This window comes from Gardnerella sp. DNF01205, from assembly GCF_049244135.1.
Taxonomy (GTDB): domain Bacteria; phylum Actinomycetota; class Actinomycetes; order Actinomycetales; family Bifidobacteriaceae; genus Bifidobacterium; species Bifidobacterium leopoldii.
Genome location: NZ_CP058378.1, coordinates 579,967 through 597,304, shown reverse-complemented (window position 1 = coordinate 597,304; position 17,338 = coordinate 579,967). Strand labels below are relative to the sequence as shown.

General features: G+C 41.8%; 16 protein-coding genes. 3 read left to right on the top strand and 13 right to left on the bottom strand.

The window, feature by feature from the left end:
* Positions 1-9 precede the first annotated feature (9 nt).
* The 3 genes from HXT47_RS02555 to HXT47_RS02545 form a co-directional block, all read right to left on the bottom strand.
* A complete protein-coding gene (locus tag HXT47_RS02555) occupies positions 10-936 on the bottom strand; it encodes an ABC transporter permease (RefSeq protein ID WP_004105077.1) in 927 nt (308 codons plus the stop codon).
* 201 nt (positions 937-1,137) lie between these two features.
* Positions 1,138-2,766, bottom strand: coding sequence for a peptide ABC transporter substrate-binding protein (locus HXT47_RS02550; RefSeq protein WP_101885958.1), 1,629 nt, complete (start codon positions 2,764-2,766; stop codon positions 1,138-1,140).
* 387 nt (positions 2,767-3,153) lie between these two features.
* Positions 3,154-4,122 carry a tyrosine recombinase XerC gene (locus HXT47_RS02545; protein WP_004573919.1) on the bottom strand — a complete coding sequence of 323 codons (969 nt, stop codon included), beginning with the start codon at positions 4,120-4,122 and terminating at the stop codon, positions 3,154-3,156.
* A gap of 85 nt (positions 4,123-4,207) precedes the next feature.
* On the opposite strand from HXT47_RS02545, the gene HXT47_RS02540 reads away from it, so the two are divergent.
* On the top strand, positions 4,208-4,501 hold the full coding sequence (locus tag HXT47_RS02540; RefSeq protein ID WP_415688663.1) for a DUF6725 family protein: 294 nt from the start codon (positions 4,208-4,210) through the stop codon (positions 4,499-4,501).
* Between the two features lie 23 nt (positions 4,502-4,524).
* Here the strand turns inward: HXT47_RS02540 and HXT47_RS02535 are convergent, their stop codons facing one another.
* The 10 genes from HXT47_RS02535 to asnB form a co-directional block, all read right to left on the bottom strand.
* Entirely contained in the window at positions 4,525-5,628 is a 1,104-nt protein-coding gene (locus HXT47_RS02535; RefSeq protein ID WP_415688661.1) for a prephenate dehydrogenase, read from the bottom strand.
* Entirely contained in the window at positions 5,622-6,620 is a 999-nt protein-coding gene (locus HXT47_RS02530; protein ID WP_174164125.1) for a prephenate dehydratase domain-containing protein, read from the bottom strand. Before HXT47_RS02530 ends, HXT47_RS02535 begins: the two co-directional genes overlap by 7 nt.
* Positions 6,621-6,756: 136 nt before the next feature.
* Positions 6,757-7,164 carry a hypothetical protein gene (locus HXT47_RS02525; RefSeq protein WP_004573915.1) on the bottom strand — a complete coding sequence of 136 codons (408 nt, stop codon included), beginning with the start codon at positions 7,162-7,164 and terminating at the stop codon, positions 6,757-6,759.
* A 42-nt stretch (positions 7,165-7,206) separates the two neighbouring features.
* Complete coding sequence (typA, locus tag HXT47_RS02520; RefSeq protein ID WP_004105095.1) at positions 7,207-9,132, bottom strand: translational GTPase TypA; 1,926 nt, start codon at positions 9,130-9,132, stop codon at positions 7,207-7,209.
* Between the two features lie 191 nt (positions 9,133-9,323).
* Entirely contained in the window at positions 9,324-10,163 is an 840-nt protein-coding gene (locus HXT47_RS02515; protein WP_004105096.1) for a ParA family protein, read from the bottom strand.
* A 48-nt stretch (positions 10,164-10,211) separates the two neighbouring features.
* Positions 10,212-11,171: a site-specific tyrosine recombinase XerD gene (gene xerD, locus HXT47_RS02510; protein WP_004105098.1), complete on the bottom strand. Its 960-nt coding sequence runs from the start codon at positions 11,169-11,171 to the stop codon at positions 10,212-10,214.
* A 94-nt stretch (positions 11,172-11,265) separates the two neighbouring features.
* A complete protein-coding gene (gene rplT, locus HXT47_RS02505; protein WP_004105106.1) occupies positions 11,266-11,649 on the bottom strand; it encodes a 50S ribosomal protein L20 in 384 nt (127 codons plus the stop codon).
* A gap of 67 nt (positions 11,650-11,716) precedes the next feature.
* Positions 11,717-11,911 carry a 50S ribosomal protein L35 gene (gene rpmI / locus HXT47_RS02500; protein WP_004128670.1) on the bottom strand — a complete coding sequence of 65 codons (195 nt, stop codon included), beginning with the start codon at positions 11,909-11,911 and terminating at the stop codon, positions 11,717-11,719.
* Positions 11,892-12,653 carry a translation initiation factor IF-3 gene (gene infC / locus HXT47_RS02495; protein ID WP_012913964.1) on the bottom strand — a complete coding sequence of 254 codons (762 nt, stop codon included), beginning with the start codon at positions 12,651-12,653 and terminating at the stop codon, positions 11,892-11,894. The genes rpmI and infC overlap by 20 nt, the downstream gene beginning before the upstream one ends.
* Positions 12,654-12,883: 230 nt before the next feature.
* Positions 12,884-14,770 carry an asparagine synthase (glutamine-hydrolyzing) gene (asnB, locus tag HXT47_RS02490; protein ID WP_004105112.1) on the bottom strand — a complete coding sequence of 629 codons (1,887 nt, stop codon included), beginning with the start codon at positions 14,768-14,770 and terminating at the stop codon, positions 12,884-12,886.
* A gap of 299 nt (positions 14,771-15,069) precedes the next feature.
* On the opposite strand from asnB, the gene HXT47_RS02485 reads away from it, so the two are divergent.
* Together HXT47_RS02485 and gap are read left to right on the top strand one after the other, a co-directional pair.
* The gene (locus HXT47_RS02485; RefSeq protein ID WP_032835267.1) at positions 15,070-15,867 is read left to right on the top strand and encodes a thiamine diphosphokinase; all 798 of its coding nucleotides are present in this window, start codon (positions 15,070-15,072) and stop codon (positions 15,865-15,867) included.
* Between the two features lie 372 nt (positions 15,868-16,239).
* Positions 16,240-17,295, top strand: a complete 1,056-nt coding sequence (gene gap / locus HXT47_RS02480; protein WP_004573912.1) for a type I glyceraldehyde-3-phosphate dehydrogenase — start codon at positions 16,240-16,242, stop codon at positions 17,293-17,295.
* Positions 17,296-17,338: the final 43 nt, after the last annotated feature.

Sequence of the window (17,338 nt, the reverse complement as noted above, 5' to 3'; positions counted from 1 at the left end):
GTACTCCCCTCACGCGTAACGAATGCGCGGATCAAGAGCCGCGTACAACATATCAACAAGAAAATTGCTAAATACAAATATCAATGTCAAAAGCGTGACAATGGAAACAACAAGGTTTCCTTCTCCTTTTAGAATCCCTTGATATGTGAGGAATCCAACGCCATGAATGTTGAAGATTGTTTCCGAAATCATTGCACCGCCCATAAGAGCACCCAAATCCTGGCCTAAGAAGGTGACGACAGGTATAAGCGAGTTGCGCAAAACGTGGCGAACAATAACAGAGCCTTCTTTTAAGCCCTTTGCACGAGCTGTACGCACATAATCAAGCGAAATATTTGAAGAGATTTCAGATCTTGTAAGTCGAATGATGTACGCCATAGACACAGAACCAAGAACCATTGCAGGAAGAAGCAAATCGAAGAATCCAGGATCGTTACTAGCTGTAACTGGTAATATACGCCATTTAACACCAAATAAGTATTGTCCTACGAAACCTGTCACAAATGTTGGAACAGAAATAAGAAGAAGTGATACAACCAGGATCACACTGTCATACCACTTGCCTTTCTTCAAACCTGAAATTATGCCAAATATGACACCAAATATTGCTTCGAAAGCGAATGCCATAATTGCTAGTTGAACAGTAACTGGGAATGCACGACCAATTTCATCGATAACTGGTTGACCTGCAAAAGTATGACCAAAATCGAGGGTAAGAGCATTCTTTAAGAATAGTAAATATTGAATAATAAATGGTTTATCTAAGTTATACTCGGCTCGTATTTGTGCAGCCACTGCAGGATTAACAGGTTTTTCTCCAAACATTGCTTTTACTGGATCTCCAGGCAAAGCAAATACTAAAGCATAAACTAATAATGTTGTGCCGAGAACAACAGGAATCATCTGCAAAATACGACGCAGAATGTACTTACCCATCGAATTCTCCTTGAATTGTTAAAACTTACTCAAAAAACAACAAAGTGCCGCTCCAGCTCAATAGTTTTATTTAACTAGTTTAGCTGGAGCAGCAATTTCGCAATAAGCGATATCAAATTATTGAGAGGAACCAACTAGTGTTACTTACTAACTTTCTAAAAAGTATGTAACACTATGCTGTTTTCTTAATTAGCTACCAGCTTATTTGTGAAGCTGATAGTACAGCGGCATATTCTGCCAATCCATTGTGAAGCCCTTCAAAGTTGGAACCATCACAGCCTTAGCGTTCGAGTAGAACAATGGGACAGATGGAAGATCCTCAAGAAGGATTTCGTTTGCTTGCTGATAGAGCTTAATAGCCTCTTCTGGCTTAGAAGATGCAGCTTTCTTAAGTAAATCGTCGAACTTTGGATTCTTATAATCACCTTCGTTGGAGCCATTGCCATCAGCTGCAACGGAAGCAAATTCCTGAGTCAAGTAATTTTCTGCACTTGGATAATCTGGCATCCAACCTGCACGCCATGCACCCTTAATCTGACGCTTAGCGCAAGCATTACGGAATTCCTGGAATGTAGGAATTGGAGTGGTTTCAGCCTTGATTCCGAGATTATTCTTGAGGGAATTCACAACAGCATCGAACACAGACTTTGCATTTCCATCGGCATTGTAGGAGAAAGTAAGAGATCCATCATACTTAGAAATCTTATCTGCCTTAGCCCAAAGTTCCTTAGCTTTCTTTGCATTAAATTCTACGTTCTCGTGACCCTTAAGATCAGCCTTATAGCCTGGAGTCAATGGAGAAGTAAATTCGTTTGCAGGAGAAGCAGTGCCATTGAGAATCTTGTCGATAATCACCTTACGATCTATAGCCATAGAAATAGCTTGACGACGAAGCTTACCTTCTTCAGTCTTTACATCGAAGTGTGGGAGGCTTGAAGGAATAGTGAACTGCTGGATTACAGAACCTGGACGGTTGTAAGCCTTAACAGTTGTATCCTTCTGGAAAGTCTTAGTTTGGGTATCTGGAATATTATCAGTCATATCGAGGTTTCCAGCCTGCACATCGCGGTATGCAGCGTTACCATCTGTATAAACCTTGAAAGTTACGCCATCATTCTGAGCTTTGCGCGGACCATTGTAATCAGGATTCTTTACAACTTCGATCTGCTTGTTGTGATCCCAAGACTTGAACAAGTATGGACCAGAAGAAACAGGCTTTTCGCCATAAGCCTTTGGATCCTTGTAGAAGGATTCCGGAAGTGGAGCAAATGCCAAGTAGCCAACCTTAATTGGGAATACAGAATCTGGCTGTTCCAGATCAACGGTAAAAGTATTTTCATCAACAACCTTCAAACCAGAAAGCTGTTCGTCACCCTTAGTACCATCCTTCTGCAAATCAGCATAACCCTTAATGGTTTGGAAGAAGGAAGCACACTTCTGAGCATTCTTAGCGTTAGCGACGAAGCTCCAAGCCTTCACAAAGCTTTCGGCTGTAATAGGAGTGCCATCGCTGAACTTCTTTCCTTTCTTAACCTTCACGGTGTACTGGGTAGCATCAGCATTTGGAGTGATGCTTTCAGCATCCTCATTTACAGGATTACCCTTTTCATCGAAAGTTACCAACGTGGAATTAACCAACATGGCAGGACGAGCGCCAGCATTTTCGTTAATGTTTCCAGGGACTAATTCGTTTTGTGGCTCAGAGTTTGAAACGGTAATAATAACCTTGCCACCGTTTGTTTGTGCATTCTTAGCGGAAGAGCCACAGCCACCAAGTAACATTGCCAGCGAGCAGGCAGCAGCAGCGAAAGCCAAAGCCCTATTCTTCATATATTTTCTCCTAACGTCTGGTAGGCAGGATTGTCATATCACAAAAAAGCCAAGCATCAGCTAAAACATAAAAATCCATCCGGTTTTTATTGCCAGATGGATTCTCGCAAGCCAATGACGAGGCCTCTTCGTTGATTAAAATTCAATGATACGTATTTTTACAAACAATGCAATAGTAAAAGAAAATTGAAAAAAATATTGTATATTAGTAATAATTAATTATTTAAGTCTAGATTTAATTATAAATACCGAAAATTTTATTATTTATATAGTAAAATTTATTGTTTTTTTACAGGTATATGTATATTACAAAAATGTAAATTAACATATTTATTATGTAAAAAAACATGTTAAATATGAATAATTGAATACTTAAAGCATTTAATATCATGCACGCGGAAAAGCTTGAGAATACTTACGTTTTAAAGATTCAATAGAAACATGAGTGTAACGCTGAGTAGTATTAAGCGATGAATGACCCAATAATTCCTGCACTTCGCGTAAATCTGCTCCACCATTCAACATATGCGTCGCAGCACTATGCCGCAAAGCATGAGGAGAAATATCCGGAACATGCGCACTCTTAGCCTCATCATGCACAATCCGCCTTACCAAACGCTGATCGATACGCTTTCCGCGAGTACCAAGAAATACTGCCTCTTCAACAGAATTCCGCAATAAAATTTCTCGTCCATCTTTAGAAATCCAAGCAGATAAAGCTTTATAAGCAGGAACCCCAAAAGGCACAACACGCTGCTTATTTCCCTTACCAGTAACTTTTATAGTGTGCGAGGAAAAATTAATATCCTGAATATTTAAACTAGTAAGCTCACCAACACGAATACCAGTCGCATATAAAAGCTCCAGAATTGCAGCATTGCGAAGTCCTACAGCTTTCTGATTTTTGGTACACGAAGATGAAACATTAGCTTTAGAATCAACATTATTCATTAATGATTCTGCTTGATATTCATCCAAAACAGATGGTAGCATGTTTTTAATTTTTGGCGTCATTAAAATTTCTGCAGGATTACTACTTATGTATTCAACATGCTGACACCACGCAAAAAAACCACGCACCGCGACTACTTTGCGAGCCAAACTTGAACGCGCATGACTTCGCGACTCATCAGCCATCCACGAACGCAAATCATCCGTAGTAAGCTCCGAAATATTATTAAATCCGTGCCGATTACACCATGCCAAACATTGCAAAATATCACTGGCATAAGCTTTCTGTGTGCGCTCCCCCAATCCTTTATTAGCACGAACATAATCAATATAATCATCTATTAAACTCATATATTTAGAAGGTAAGCCTAAGAAATTTTCAGAAACAAATTTATTGTTGCTCATACTTAACTCACCCTTCCATAAAAGTTTAAAACAAAACGTTTGCCATATACTTCAGTCACATGCATAATACAACAAGGAGCATGTTATGAACACACAAACACGGAATTTAACTACACTACCACAGCAAATACCTGCAGGCTCGCGCATAGTAGTAAGAACTTACAAAATTATAGAAGACAATAACAATGGAACACAAAAAACCGAGTATCATGATGCGATTGGGCACGTACTCGAGTGGGACGGTGTAATGCTTCATTTGCTTCGAGATCCTGCAGCAAACGGCACTAGAGCTGCCGAAGAAATGTTCATTGATGCCAAAACTATTTACCGATTAAAGCCAATCCCAGAACGCAAATTCCAAAAGCCGCTTAGTGTGTAGAATTGTCTGATGAGGAGCAAGTTTTACACATTTCTCAAGGAAGCATCTGAGCGCAATAGCAGTTGCGAAGATTCGTTGGTATTAAATCCGTAAAATTCAATAATGGATTCACCTGAGCGCGCGGATTCTAGTAATTCCTGCTGCCAATTGATTTGAGAATCATACTTCCACAATCTGCTATTTGCATCATCATTTTGCTTAGCATCGTCGCTTTGTTGCGTACTAGTTTTAGATGAGTTGCGCTGCTGGTATTTATATTCTCTCCAAGATTGAGCTTTAGCAAAAAACTCTTGCTCTAAAGCATCCGCGGTTTCAACATCATTATCTAACATATTTGCAGCAAAAGTTAGCTCAGAAATTACGGAACGCAATAATTTCGCAGTATTATGCCGATTTTCACTTACCATAGCACGAGTGCGTTGAGGATCAGTAAGAGCAACTCGTGTCATATCTCGCCAGGAACCTGCAGATAGTTGTAAAGCAATAGCACGATTAGATTGTTCACATAATACGTTTGCAAGAGCTGTTGCAATAACATGAGGCATGTGAGAAATAAGAGCTGCAGAATTATCGTGCGTTGCATCATCCAAAACTATTGCGCGATTCTTGCATAGCGAAACAATCATTTGCAAAACATTGCAAACTCGCCAAAACTCAGTAGAATCATCAACAGTTAAAGCCCACAAAGCACCATTTAAAAGCTCATCACTAGAAGCTTTCCAACCAGTAAATTCACTACCAGCCATCGGATGCGCACCAACGTAGCAATCTTGCAAACCTGCGTCTTTTACTTGCTCTCGAACTAAAGTTTTTACGCTGCCAACATCGCTAATAGTTGTGCAAGATTTGTCAATATAAGGTGCAATTTCATGCAAAATACTTGACATAGCAGCTAAAGCATTGCATAAAATCAAAACATTTGGACGAAGTTTTGCTAAATCCTGCACTTTTTCTACGCAAGTAATTCCTAAACTTTTAGCTTCGTCATAAGGCTCATTATGACGATTCCATGCATATACGTTGCAATTTGCCAGTTTAGCAAGTCGTTTTGCAAGAGATCCACCAATAAGACCAAGACCTACAATGCCAACAGAAAATTTTTGCGAAAATTCAGCATCTTCTACCATAATAATTCTCTTTCTGCACGCATTACGTTCAAATTACGTAAAGCATCAACTGAAGGTTCAACGCACACTCCACCATGAGGTAGCATCCAATCATTCATCACCGGATTCTTGCGTTTATCAGAAGAATACACTGCTAAAACTCGAACCCAATCACCATGTTCAACAACCTCTTGAATCATAGCTTTACACGTAGAATCCCAAGGAGCAGCATCAACAGTGGCAATAAAACTGTATAAACCATCCTGCCCTTTAATCGGTCTAGACATAAAAGAAGTCATGTTAAGACCGTGATCACGCACAACATCAAGCAAATTTGCTAACACTCCAGCACCTGTGCAACGCGGAATAAACGCAATAATTGAGGAAAATGATGAAAAGTTTTCTCGCTGCACATTAACAAAATCTAAAGCCTGATCTCGAGGAGCTAGCACTAAAAACTCAGTTCGCGCGCCAGAAAAATCTTCAACTGCTTCGCTCACAATCTGCCTATTGTATAAATCAACACAAATTTTAGGACATAAAGCAACTTCGCCAGGAACTAAATCCCTACAAGCGGCAGCGTTTGAAGACGCAGTTTTTTCTTGTAAACCGCGCTCTTGAGAAAACTTACGACATTGCGCCAACGCGTGAGGGTGAGCAACAATAGTAGAGCAGTTATCGATTGAATCTGATTTGCAAACAACAGCATCAAAACTAATATCAACACCTACGCGAGCAATACCAACCATATTTTTTGCATCAATGAGTAAATCTAAATTAGGTATTACAACGCCTTCAATATTGTTTTCCCACGCAATAACACCCCAATGGTGATGCTCTTCAATTTCACTAGCAATACTAAGAACATTCTCGCAAGCAGTTGGAATAAGTCGCAAATTATCAAATGATTGTAACTGCTGCTGAACTTTTAAAGCTGCTTGATACGTAAAAGAACCTTCCGGCCCTAAATAGCATAATTTACGAGCACTCTGACTGTTCTTATTACCATTCATAACTATTCCTTAAAAACTGTTGCAGTTAAGAATATTGTAATCAAGACTACTGTAAAAAATACTGCTTAATACTGCTTTTATGCAAAACTTAACTCTAAGTCACACTTAGATTATTGCAAATTCTTTACTTATTTTACTATTCAATAACAAACCAACGCTGAGGCATACAAAGCAAAACTAAGTGAGCAACAAGAATGCCGAAAAGCCAAAAATATCCAACATATTGCGAACACCATGGCAACGGTATTGTGAAACCAACAGGTACAAGAATTGCGCTACCAACAAAATCTAAAGCAATAAGCCAAGCTACAAATGAAAAAACTATTGCGTGAATAAATAATCCACTCCAACCACTACGAGATCTTGCACACCAAGCAGACAAAAATAGCAAAAGCATAGATAATGCAAATCCGTAAGGAATATTATCCACTGCACCGCAGCGATGAGCAAACGTACCAATCAACGCGCATATTAGCGCAGAAACACACGTGGTTGCATACCTGCCCCACGAAGGCAAGCGATGCGACCACGGTTTCGACGACATAATAAGCCTAACGTTCCATCACTAATTGGTATATTGCGATTATCATGCAGCGTTGTTGTTTTGACGACGCTGCTTAGCACGCCACTTGTACCACTCATCGCGGCTCAAAATAATCTTGCGCACGCGAATTGCTTCAGGCGTAACTTCCACGCACTCGTCTTCGTTAGCGAAGTCAAGAGACTCTTCCAAGCTCATCTTAATTGGTGGAGTTAAAGTTTCAAGCACGTCAGCAGTTGAAGAACGCATGTTAGTCATGTGCTTAGCAAGCGTAATATTTACATCCAGCTCATCTGGCTTATTGTTAATACCAACGATTTGTCCTTCGTAAACTGGGCTTTGTGGATCAACGAAGAAGATACCACGAGCTTGCAAACGCTGCATAGCATAAGGAGTTGCAACACCCTTGCGATCGCAAACCATGGAACCATTCTGACGAGTCACAATCTGACCAGCCCATGGAGCATAACCAGCGGAAATAGAGCTTGCAATACCAGTTCCGCGAGTAGCAGAAAGCAAAGCAGTGCGGAAACCGATAAGACCGCGAGAAGGAACAGTAAATTGCAAACGAACCCAACCAGAACCGTGGTTGCTCATAGAATCCATACGACCCTTACGATCAGCCATAAGCTGAGTGACGGTACCCATGTATTCTTCTGGGACATCAATCGTAGTGCTTTCCATAGGCTCATTAATTTGACCATCAATAGTCTTGGTAACGACCTGAGGACGACCAACTGTAAGCTCGTAGCCCTCGCGACGCATCTGCTCAGCTAACACAGCCAAAGCAAGCTCGCCACGACCTTGAACTTCCCAAGCATCTGGGCGCTCAGTTGGAATAACCTTAATAGAAACGTTACCAATAAGCTCGCGATCCAAACGATCCTTAATCATACGAGCAGTAAGCTTATGATCTTTGCCTTCAGTTCCAGCAAGAGGAGAATCGTTCACGCCGAAAGTCATAGAAATTGCAGGATCGTCGACATGAATCAATGGAAGCGGCTTTGGATCATTCTGGTCAACGATAGTTTCACCAATCATAATGTCGTTTACGCCAGCAACAGCCACAATATCGCCAGGACCTGCAGAAGCTACAGGAGTGCGCTCCAAACCTTGAGTGCGAAGAAGCTCAGAAACACGGAAGTTTTCAATGGAACCATCGACACGAGAAAGACCGTAAGTCTTGCCCTTTTCCAAAGTACCATTGTAAATTCGCACTAAACCAAGACGACCCAAGAAGTCAGAGGAATCAATGTTTGCAACATGAGCTTGAAGAGGAGCGCCTTCTTCGTATTCAGGAGCTGGAATGTTTGAAATAATAGAATCAAACAATGGCTCCAAATTATCGTTATCCGGAAGAGCACCATTCGCAGGCTGATTAACAGAAGCATAACCAGCTTTAGCAGCGCAATAAATTACTGGCAAATCAAGCAAAGCGTCGAGATCGAGGTCAATACCTTCCTCAACAACATCCTGAGCCAAGCCAAGAAGCAAATCTGTAGATTCGCCAACAACTTCTTCAATACGAGCATCTGGACGATCTACCTTATTTACGCACAAAATAACAGGAAGCTTAGCTTCCAAAGCTTTACGAAGCACAAAGCGAGTCTGTGGAAGAGGACCTTCAGAAGCGTCAACCAACAAAACAACGCCGTCAACCATAGAGATACCACGCTCGACCTCACCACCGAAATCAGCGTGACCTGGAGTATCAATAACGTTAATAGTGATACCTTCTGGATGACCATACTTTTCAGCTAATGGACCTGTGTACTGAACAGCAGTGTTCTTAGCAAGAATAGTAATGCCCTTTTCGCGTTCCAAATCATTGGAATCCATAACGCGATCTGGAACTTCTTCACGCTCAGAAAATACGTGCGACTGCTGAAGCATGGCGTTTACCAGAGTGGTCTTACCGTGGTCTACGTGCGCCACAATTGCCACATTTCGAATATCACCGCGAACAGTCATCACAAACCTCTTCCATTCTTCGCGTTTAAGTAATTATTAACATGCAACCATTTAAGCTATAAACATCAGCTAAAACAGTAGCCATATACCTTATTGACGAGCGCCCAAATAGGTAAGCTGCCAAACCGCACCGATTTTACTAGCGAGCTAAGACAGCTTTACAAAACATACTAACGCAGAATCACAAGAACTTAAGCAACAACACCTTTAGCAATAAGCTCACGCGCAACTTCGCGGTACTCTTTTGCAGTCTTGTGCTCAGGAGCAAAAATAGTGATAGGAACTGCAGCAACTGTAGAATCTGGCAGCTTAATAGAACGCGAAATCACGGAATGCAAAACTTTATCTTGGAAAGCTTCATAAATGCGCTGCAACACTTCCTCACTATGAAGCGTGCGAGTATACATAGTGACAAGAACTCCAAATACTTTAAGATTTGGATTAATACGAGATTGTACCTTCTCAATTGACTGCATAAGAAGAGCCACGCCTCGAAGAGCAAAGAACTCTGCAGCAAGTGGAATAATCACGCCATCAGCTGCTGTTAACGCATTTACAGTAAGCAAGCCGAGAGAAGGCTGGCAATCAACTATAATAACGTCGTATTCGTCACGCACTTTGCGTAATACACCTGCTAATATTTGCTCTCGTCCTACTTCGGTTACTAACTGAACTTCAGCTGCAGATAAATCAATATTTGCAGGAATAATATCAATATTTTCTGTTTCAGTATGACGAATTACGTCGTGAACGTCCACAGACGAATCAAATAATGCCGTATAAACTGTATTATCAAGCGCATTTGCGTTAATTCCAAGTCCAACTGTTGCCGCACCTTGCGGATCGAAATCAACAATCAAAACGCGACGACCATACTGACTTAGTGCGCCAGCAATATTAATGGAACTTGTAGTTTTACCAACTCCACCTTTCTGGTTGCACATTGCAATAATGCGAGCAGGACCGTGTGAAGTTAACGGCTCTGGTGCATGAAAAGTTTCGTATTCGCGTCCAAGTAAATCAGTAGGCATGCTCCCCACTTTATCAACAGGTATACTCACGAAACTCTGAGCATAAAATTATTTAGCTCGAGGATGACTCATTACGTAAGCTTCAACTAATGCGTCAGGACTAATATGCGTATAAATTTGAGTTGTTGTAACTGAAGCATGTCCAAGTAACTCTTGAACTGTGCGCACATCAGCACCACCTGCAATAAGATGCGTGGCAAGAGAATGGCGCAGCGTATGCGGATGCAATGGTTTGTCAAGTTTTGCACGCTCGCCAGCTTGCGTTACTATTGCCCATGCTGATTGGCGAGAAAGTGCATTACCTCTCTTATTTAAGAAAATTGTGTGCAATTCACGTTTGCCCTTGGACGCTAATTCTGGGCGAGATTTCTCCATATAGTTACGAAGAGCACGAACAGCACACCCACCAATCGGAACTAAACGCTGCTTAGAGCCTTTACCTGTAAGTTTTACAACGGACTCATTTAAATCAATATCTTCGAATTTTACGCCAACTGCTTCCGAAATTCGCGCTCCAGTAGCGTATAAAAACTCGAGAAGCGCAGTATCTCTAATCGAAATAGCATCGGAACTTCCAAAATTCCCTGCAGCTTCAATAACTCTATTTACTTCTTCAATACTTAAAACATCCGGTAAGTAGTCTGCTTGTTTTGGAGCTTTTACTTGCGCTGAAACGTCAGCTTGTATGTCACCATGAGCAAGCATAAAGCGATGCCACTCGTGAATACTTGCAAGTCGACGCGCAACTGTCCTAGTCCCCAACCCTAATTCATTCAAAGTTCGAATATATGATTCAATATCTAATTGAGAAATAGTAGTAATATCTTTTATTTTTCGTTCGTCGTAAAGCCAGCATGTGTAATCTTGCAAATCTGAAGCGTATGCAGATACTGTCTTTTTAGAAAGACCACGCTCAATATCAATATGCGCAATAAAGCGTTGAATATGAAGTGCAAACTCTTCAGGAATATTATTTTTCCTATTGTCAGAATCAAGATTTGAGCGCATAAAAATAATTATAGCTAATAAGTAAATTTGTTGATTTAAAAGAAAAAGCCCACCTAAATTGGTGGGCTTAAAATAGAACTCTATTAAAGCAAAATCAGGCTTCAACTGGAGCGTTTACATCAGCTGGCAATGCAGCCTTAGCAGCTTCAACAACAGCCTTGAAAGCTTCAATATCGGAAACTGCGAGCTCAGCAAGAGCGCGACGATCCAATTCGATGCCTGCCAAGTGCAAGCCCTGAATGAAGCGATTGTAGGTGATGCCTTCAGCGCGAACTGCTGCGTTAATGCGCTGAATCCACAACTTGCGGAAATCACCCTTGCGAGCCTTGCGGTCGCGGAAGTTATAAGTGAATGAGTGGAGCAGCTGTTCCTTTGCCTTGCGATAAAGACGGGAGCGCTGACCGCGGTAGCCAGAAGCCCTCTCAAGAACAACGCGACGCTTCTTGTGAGCGTTTACTGCGCGCTTTACTCGTGCCATAAGTATTCCTCAGCTTTCTTAAAATTTTCGATTGCGTATTCGTTTACAAGCAATTCTTACTTGTTACTTACTTAACGAGCAAGCCCTTAAGCTTCTTGCTCTGCGCAGTAGCCAATACTTTATCTTCAGAAAGAGCACGACGCTTACGAGCCGACTTGTGCTCCAAGTTGTGGCGCATGGCGCTACCATCGTGCATCACCTTACCGGTACCGGTAAGACGAACGCGCTTGGACGCTGCGGAATTAGTTTTCATCTTCGGCATTGCTGCCCTCCTTGTGATGTTGATCGGATTGCATAGCATTTACTGCAGCTGCAGCTTGTGACTGAACCTCTTGCTTAGCTGCAAGACGAGCAGCCTGACGAGCTTGACGCTCAGCGCGAGATTCAGCGCCACGACGACGTTGCTCAGACTGTGTATGAATTTTCTTGCCTTTTGGAGCAAGAGTCATAATAATATTTCGACCTTCTTGCTTTGGCGCAAACTCTACTGTGCCACTTTCAGAGACCTCATCTGCAAGTCGGCGCAACAATTCAACGCCACCAACCGGACGAGATTGCTCACGGCCACGCAACATAATAGTTACTTTTACCTTGTCTCCGCCGTTCAAGAAACGAAGCACATGACCTTTCTTCACATCGAAATCGTGATCGTCGATCTTGAGGCGGAAACGAATTTCCTTAACCTCTGCGACAGTCTGATTACGACGTGCTTCACGAGCCTTAATCTTTTCGTTGTACTTGTACTTACCGTAGTCAATAAGCTTGGCTACTGGAGGCTTAGCAGTAGGCGCAACTTCGACAAGATCGAGGTTAGCTTCCCTTGCAAGGTTTAACGCGACAGAGGTTGCGATAACTCCCACTTGCTCGCCCTTTGGACCAATAAGGCGCACCTGAGGGACTCGAATTTCCTCGTTAATGCGTGGTTCGTCGCTAATGATGACTCCAATCCTTCTAAATACTTGTAAGATGTAATACACCAAGAAGTCCAAGAGCTTAAGATTCACTACTTCATATCAATAAAACGCTATATAACAGCGCAGCAAGCAGCACAAGAAGCTAACTTGCGTGACCGAAGTCATGAACCCGAAACCACAGTAGGCTTCCAGGTGGGGACATCCCACTTTCTTGATTACTCAAGCCGAATATCTATTCTACTAGAAGCCTTGACAAAAAGGCAGTCAACACACGAAACGTGTTTTGACTGCCACAAATCAAAGCTAGAACTATGCGATTTCTACGCTAACTGCATTGGCTCAGGCTTCAATCCATCGTGATTAAAGTACACATCATACCAAGTCAGGAATGTGTAAACTGTCCAAATCTTACGGCGATCGTCATTTTTCTTTGCATAATTATCGTCAATCATACGAAGTAAAGCATCTCTATCGAAGAATTTAGCAGCATCGTCACTTTCAAACGTCTTACGAACAATCTTATAAAAACGTTCCTCACGCAACCAATCCTTAACTGGCACAGGGAAACCAAGCTTTTCTCTGTCATACCAAGCTTTTGGCAAATGACGGGACGCAGCTTGTCGGAAAGCAAACTTCGTATTTTCATCAGTAATTAAATATTTAGTAGGAACTTTTTCTGCAACATCCATAAGAACACGATCAAGCAAAGGCACGCGAAGCTCCAAAGAATGTGCCATAGTCATTTTATCTGCCTTAAGCAAAATATCTCCTGGCATCCATTGATGCATATCAAGATATTGCTTTTTCTTCACTTCAGAAAGTCCCTTACCAGCAATTCTATTGTAAATAGCATCGACAATGCTGCGAACGCTAGGACCCTTGCGATACTCAGGTTTCAAAAGTTTTACAGCATCTTCCTCATTGAAAACCTTTGACTGACCGATAAAATGCTCCTCAGCTGGAGCCAAATTAGCGTACAAATGCCACGCTCCGTGGAAATGCTTACCCTTTGCAGCTCGACCAATCGCGTAACGCAACTTTTTTGGCAACTTTGCAAGCATGCGAGTCACAACTTTAATAAGTTTAGAACGCGTATGAACACCATAATCAATGTATCCTGCAAATAATTCATCTGCTCCCTCACCGCTTAGCACAACGCGTAAATCTTGCGAAGCTAATTTTGCAAGGAAGAATAATGGGACGCAAGAGAAATTAGAATCAGGTTCGTCCAAATACCACTGAATTTGTGGGAAATAACGGAATGCGTCAGCAGCGTCAATAATTTCAGATTTATTGTTTAAGCCAATAATTTTTGCCAATTCGCTTGCTTGTTTGGATTCATTGTATCTTCCACCAGCAAAACCAATAGAATATGTGTGTTCAGGGCGTGCAACAGCTGCAACATAACTTGAATCAACTCCAGAAGAAAGGAACGAACCAACTTCAACATCCGCAATTTGGTGAGCTTGAACAGAATCACAAACTGTTTTATCGATAGAATCAACTAATTCATTCAAGCGTTGCTTTGTTTCTTTGAAATTAGGATCGTAATATTGCTCAATCTTCATTTCGCCATTCTTATACGTAAAGCAATTACCTTCACGCAGCTTAAAAACGCCCTTGAAGAAAGTTTCGTTAATTGCAGGATATTGGAATGTCATAAACGGCTTAAGCGCATTTTCGTTAAGCTCCTTCTTAAAATCTGGATGGCGCAGTAAAGATTTAATTTCGGATCCGTACATAAAAGTACCATTCATTTGCGCATAATAAAAAGGCTTAATACCGAAATGGTCGCGAGCGCCGAACAATTCTTGAGTACTTTTGTTCCAAATAACGAATGCAAACATTCCGCGTAAACGATTAAGTAAGCCTTTACCCCACTCTTCGTAGCCGTGCACTAATACTTCTGTGTCGCAATCAGTGTGGAAAGTGTGACCAGCTTTAATAAGTTCTTCGCGAAGTGGCTTGTAGTTATAAATCTCACCATTGAAAGTAACTGCAAGATTCCCATCCTCGTTGTACATAGGTTGGGATCCACCGTGAAGATCTATAATGCTAAGTCGACGAAAACCGAGTGCTGCATGTTCGTCAATCATAGTTCCATATTCGTCAGGACCACGATGCGCAATCACATCTGTCATATCTTTTACAATTTGGCTTTTGACGTTAATTGGGGTGTCATTAATGAACCCTGCAATTCCGCACATTTATTTCTCCTCGTAGAATATACAACACAGCATTACGTTAGTCTACTAGCAAATAATTAACGAAAATCCATAATAACTTGGAAAATCTAACTTGCCATGCAATACTACACCAAGCACTTTATGTTAAGCGAGTATTAGTCTAAAAATTCCTGTATTTGCCGGAATAAAAACAATCAAATGCGCTAATATCAAATCCGAAAAATGGCATAAAACGTAGTCAAATGTTGATTGACACTACGCTTATAAACTCTTGTTATAAATGTATGTCATCAGTACAAATGCAGCGTTATTATGTTGTTATGGAACCTTTGCAACGCTGCGTAGTATTAGCAGCAGGAGATTATTACGATCATACGCGTGAACATGTGCCAGATCGCGCTTTAACAATTGCAGCTGATGGAGGCTGGGATCATGCATGTAAATTAGGTTTGCATGTGGATGCGCTCATCGGCGATTTTGACTCTGTTAGATTAAAACTTCCTACTGATGCAGTTATTACTAGATTGCCTGCAGAAAAAGATGATCCTGACTTACTTTCTGCGTTGAAAGTCGGTTGGGCTAAAGGCGCTCGAGAATTTCATATTTTTGGAGGATTAGGTGGTCGAGTTGACCATACTATTTCTAATATTCAACTTATGGTTCGTTTAGCGCGCCGCGGCGGAATTGGATTCTTGTACGGCGACGGTCAAATTGTTACAGCAATACATGATGGATCTCTTGATTTTCCAGCATCATCTGGAGATGATTTGCGCATAGTTTCCGTTTTTTCTCATACTCCAGTTTCTAATGATGTAAATGAAGTTGGATTAAAGTATCAGCTTAAACACGCAACCATGCATGGAGATGCAGTACAAGGTTTAAGTAACGAATTATTAAATGATACGCCTGCTCATATTGACGTTCATGAAGGAACACTTATTGTAACCTTCCCTATTAATGCTCCATTACCACAGGTAAGCTGGTTTAAAAGACCAATTGGAGATTTAGGCGAAGTCGATACTTCTATATCTGAGGCATTAGCAGTTCCTCTTGAAAGCGAGACTACTCCAACATATTCGACTACTGCAGCTGCTGAAGCAATGACGTATAACGAATAGGCGCAAACTTTAGTTTATGCAAATGGCTGACGAGGTTCTTTTACTTGAAAAACTCGTCAGCCTTTTTCTTTTTAAAATTACACTCGTTGTTCAATTGAACAATATTGATTCGTAAAATGTTATGCAAAAACGCAACTGGAAACTATCAAAAAATTCACAAAAACACTCATAAAACACAGCATGTTAACGCTCACTGTTCTCATAGTGCATGATTGCAATAAAAGTGAGCTATATTACAACTCTTCGTACATACCGCACACTAAAATGAACACCGTTAATTCAAATAACGATGACCTAAATGCGTGAGTTTTCATCGCGAAAATAGCGCGACTTAAAACGTTGCGCACGAGGTCTCACTCAAGGGAGAACCACATGACAGTCAAGATTGGTATTAATGGTTTCGGTCGTATCGGTCGTCTCGCATTCCGTCGTATTTTTGAGCTTCAGGCTCGCGGCGGTCAAGCAGGTGACATCGAAGTCGCAGCCATCAACGATCTGACCACCCCTTCGATGCTCGCCTACTTGCTCAAGTATGACAGCACCCACGGCACATTCCGCCACGATGACGGCACCCCAGTTGAGGTAACCTCCACCGAAGACGCAATCGTTGTAGATGGCAAGACTTACAAGGTTTACGCCGAAAAAGACGCAAATAACATTCCATGGGTTAAGAACGATGGCGTTGAATTCGTTCTCGAATGCACCGGTTTCTACACTTCTGCAGAAAAGTCCCAGGCTCACTTGAACGCAGGTGCTAAGAAGGTTCTTATTTCTGCTCCTGCTAAGGATGAAACCACTCCAACAGTTGTGTTCGGCGTTAATCACGAAATCTTGAAGGCTTCTGACAACATTGTTTCCGCTGGTTCTTGCACCACCAACTCCATGGCTGCAATGGTGAAGTTGCTTCAAGACAACTGGGGAATCAAGTCCGGCTTCATGACCACAATTCACGCCTACACCGGCACTCAGATGATTCTCGACGGTCCACGCGGCTCTAAGCCACGCAATAACCGTTCCGCAGCTTGCAACACCATTGAGCACTCCACCGGCGCTGCTAAGGCAATCGGCAAGGTTGTGCCAGAAGTTAACGGCAAGCTCCAGGGTCACGCACAGCGCATTCAGGTTCCAGACGGCTCTGTTACCGAGTTGACCACTGTTCTTGAGAAGCCAGCAACCACTGAAGAAATTAACGACGCTTTCAAGAAGGCTTTCGAAAACTGCGAGTACTTCGGTTACAATGCAGACAGCATCGTGTCTTCTGACATCATCGGCGACACCCACGGTGGCGTTTTCGATCCAACTCAGACCGACGTGAACACTGTTGACGGTGTAACTTTGGCTCGTACCGTTACCTTCTACGACAACGAGTACGGCTTCACTTCCAACATGATTCGCACTCTTCTTTACTTCGCTGAAATCTCCGAGTGATTTCGCTAAGCATCAATCAGCAATAGCTGGTTGTGCGAATATT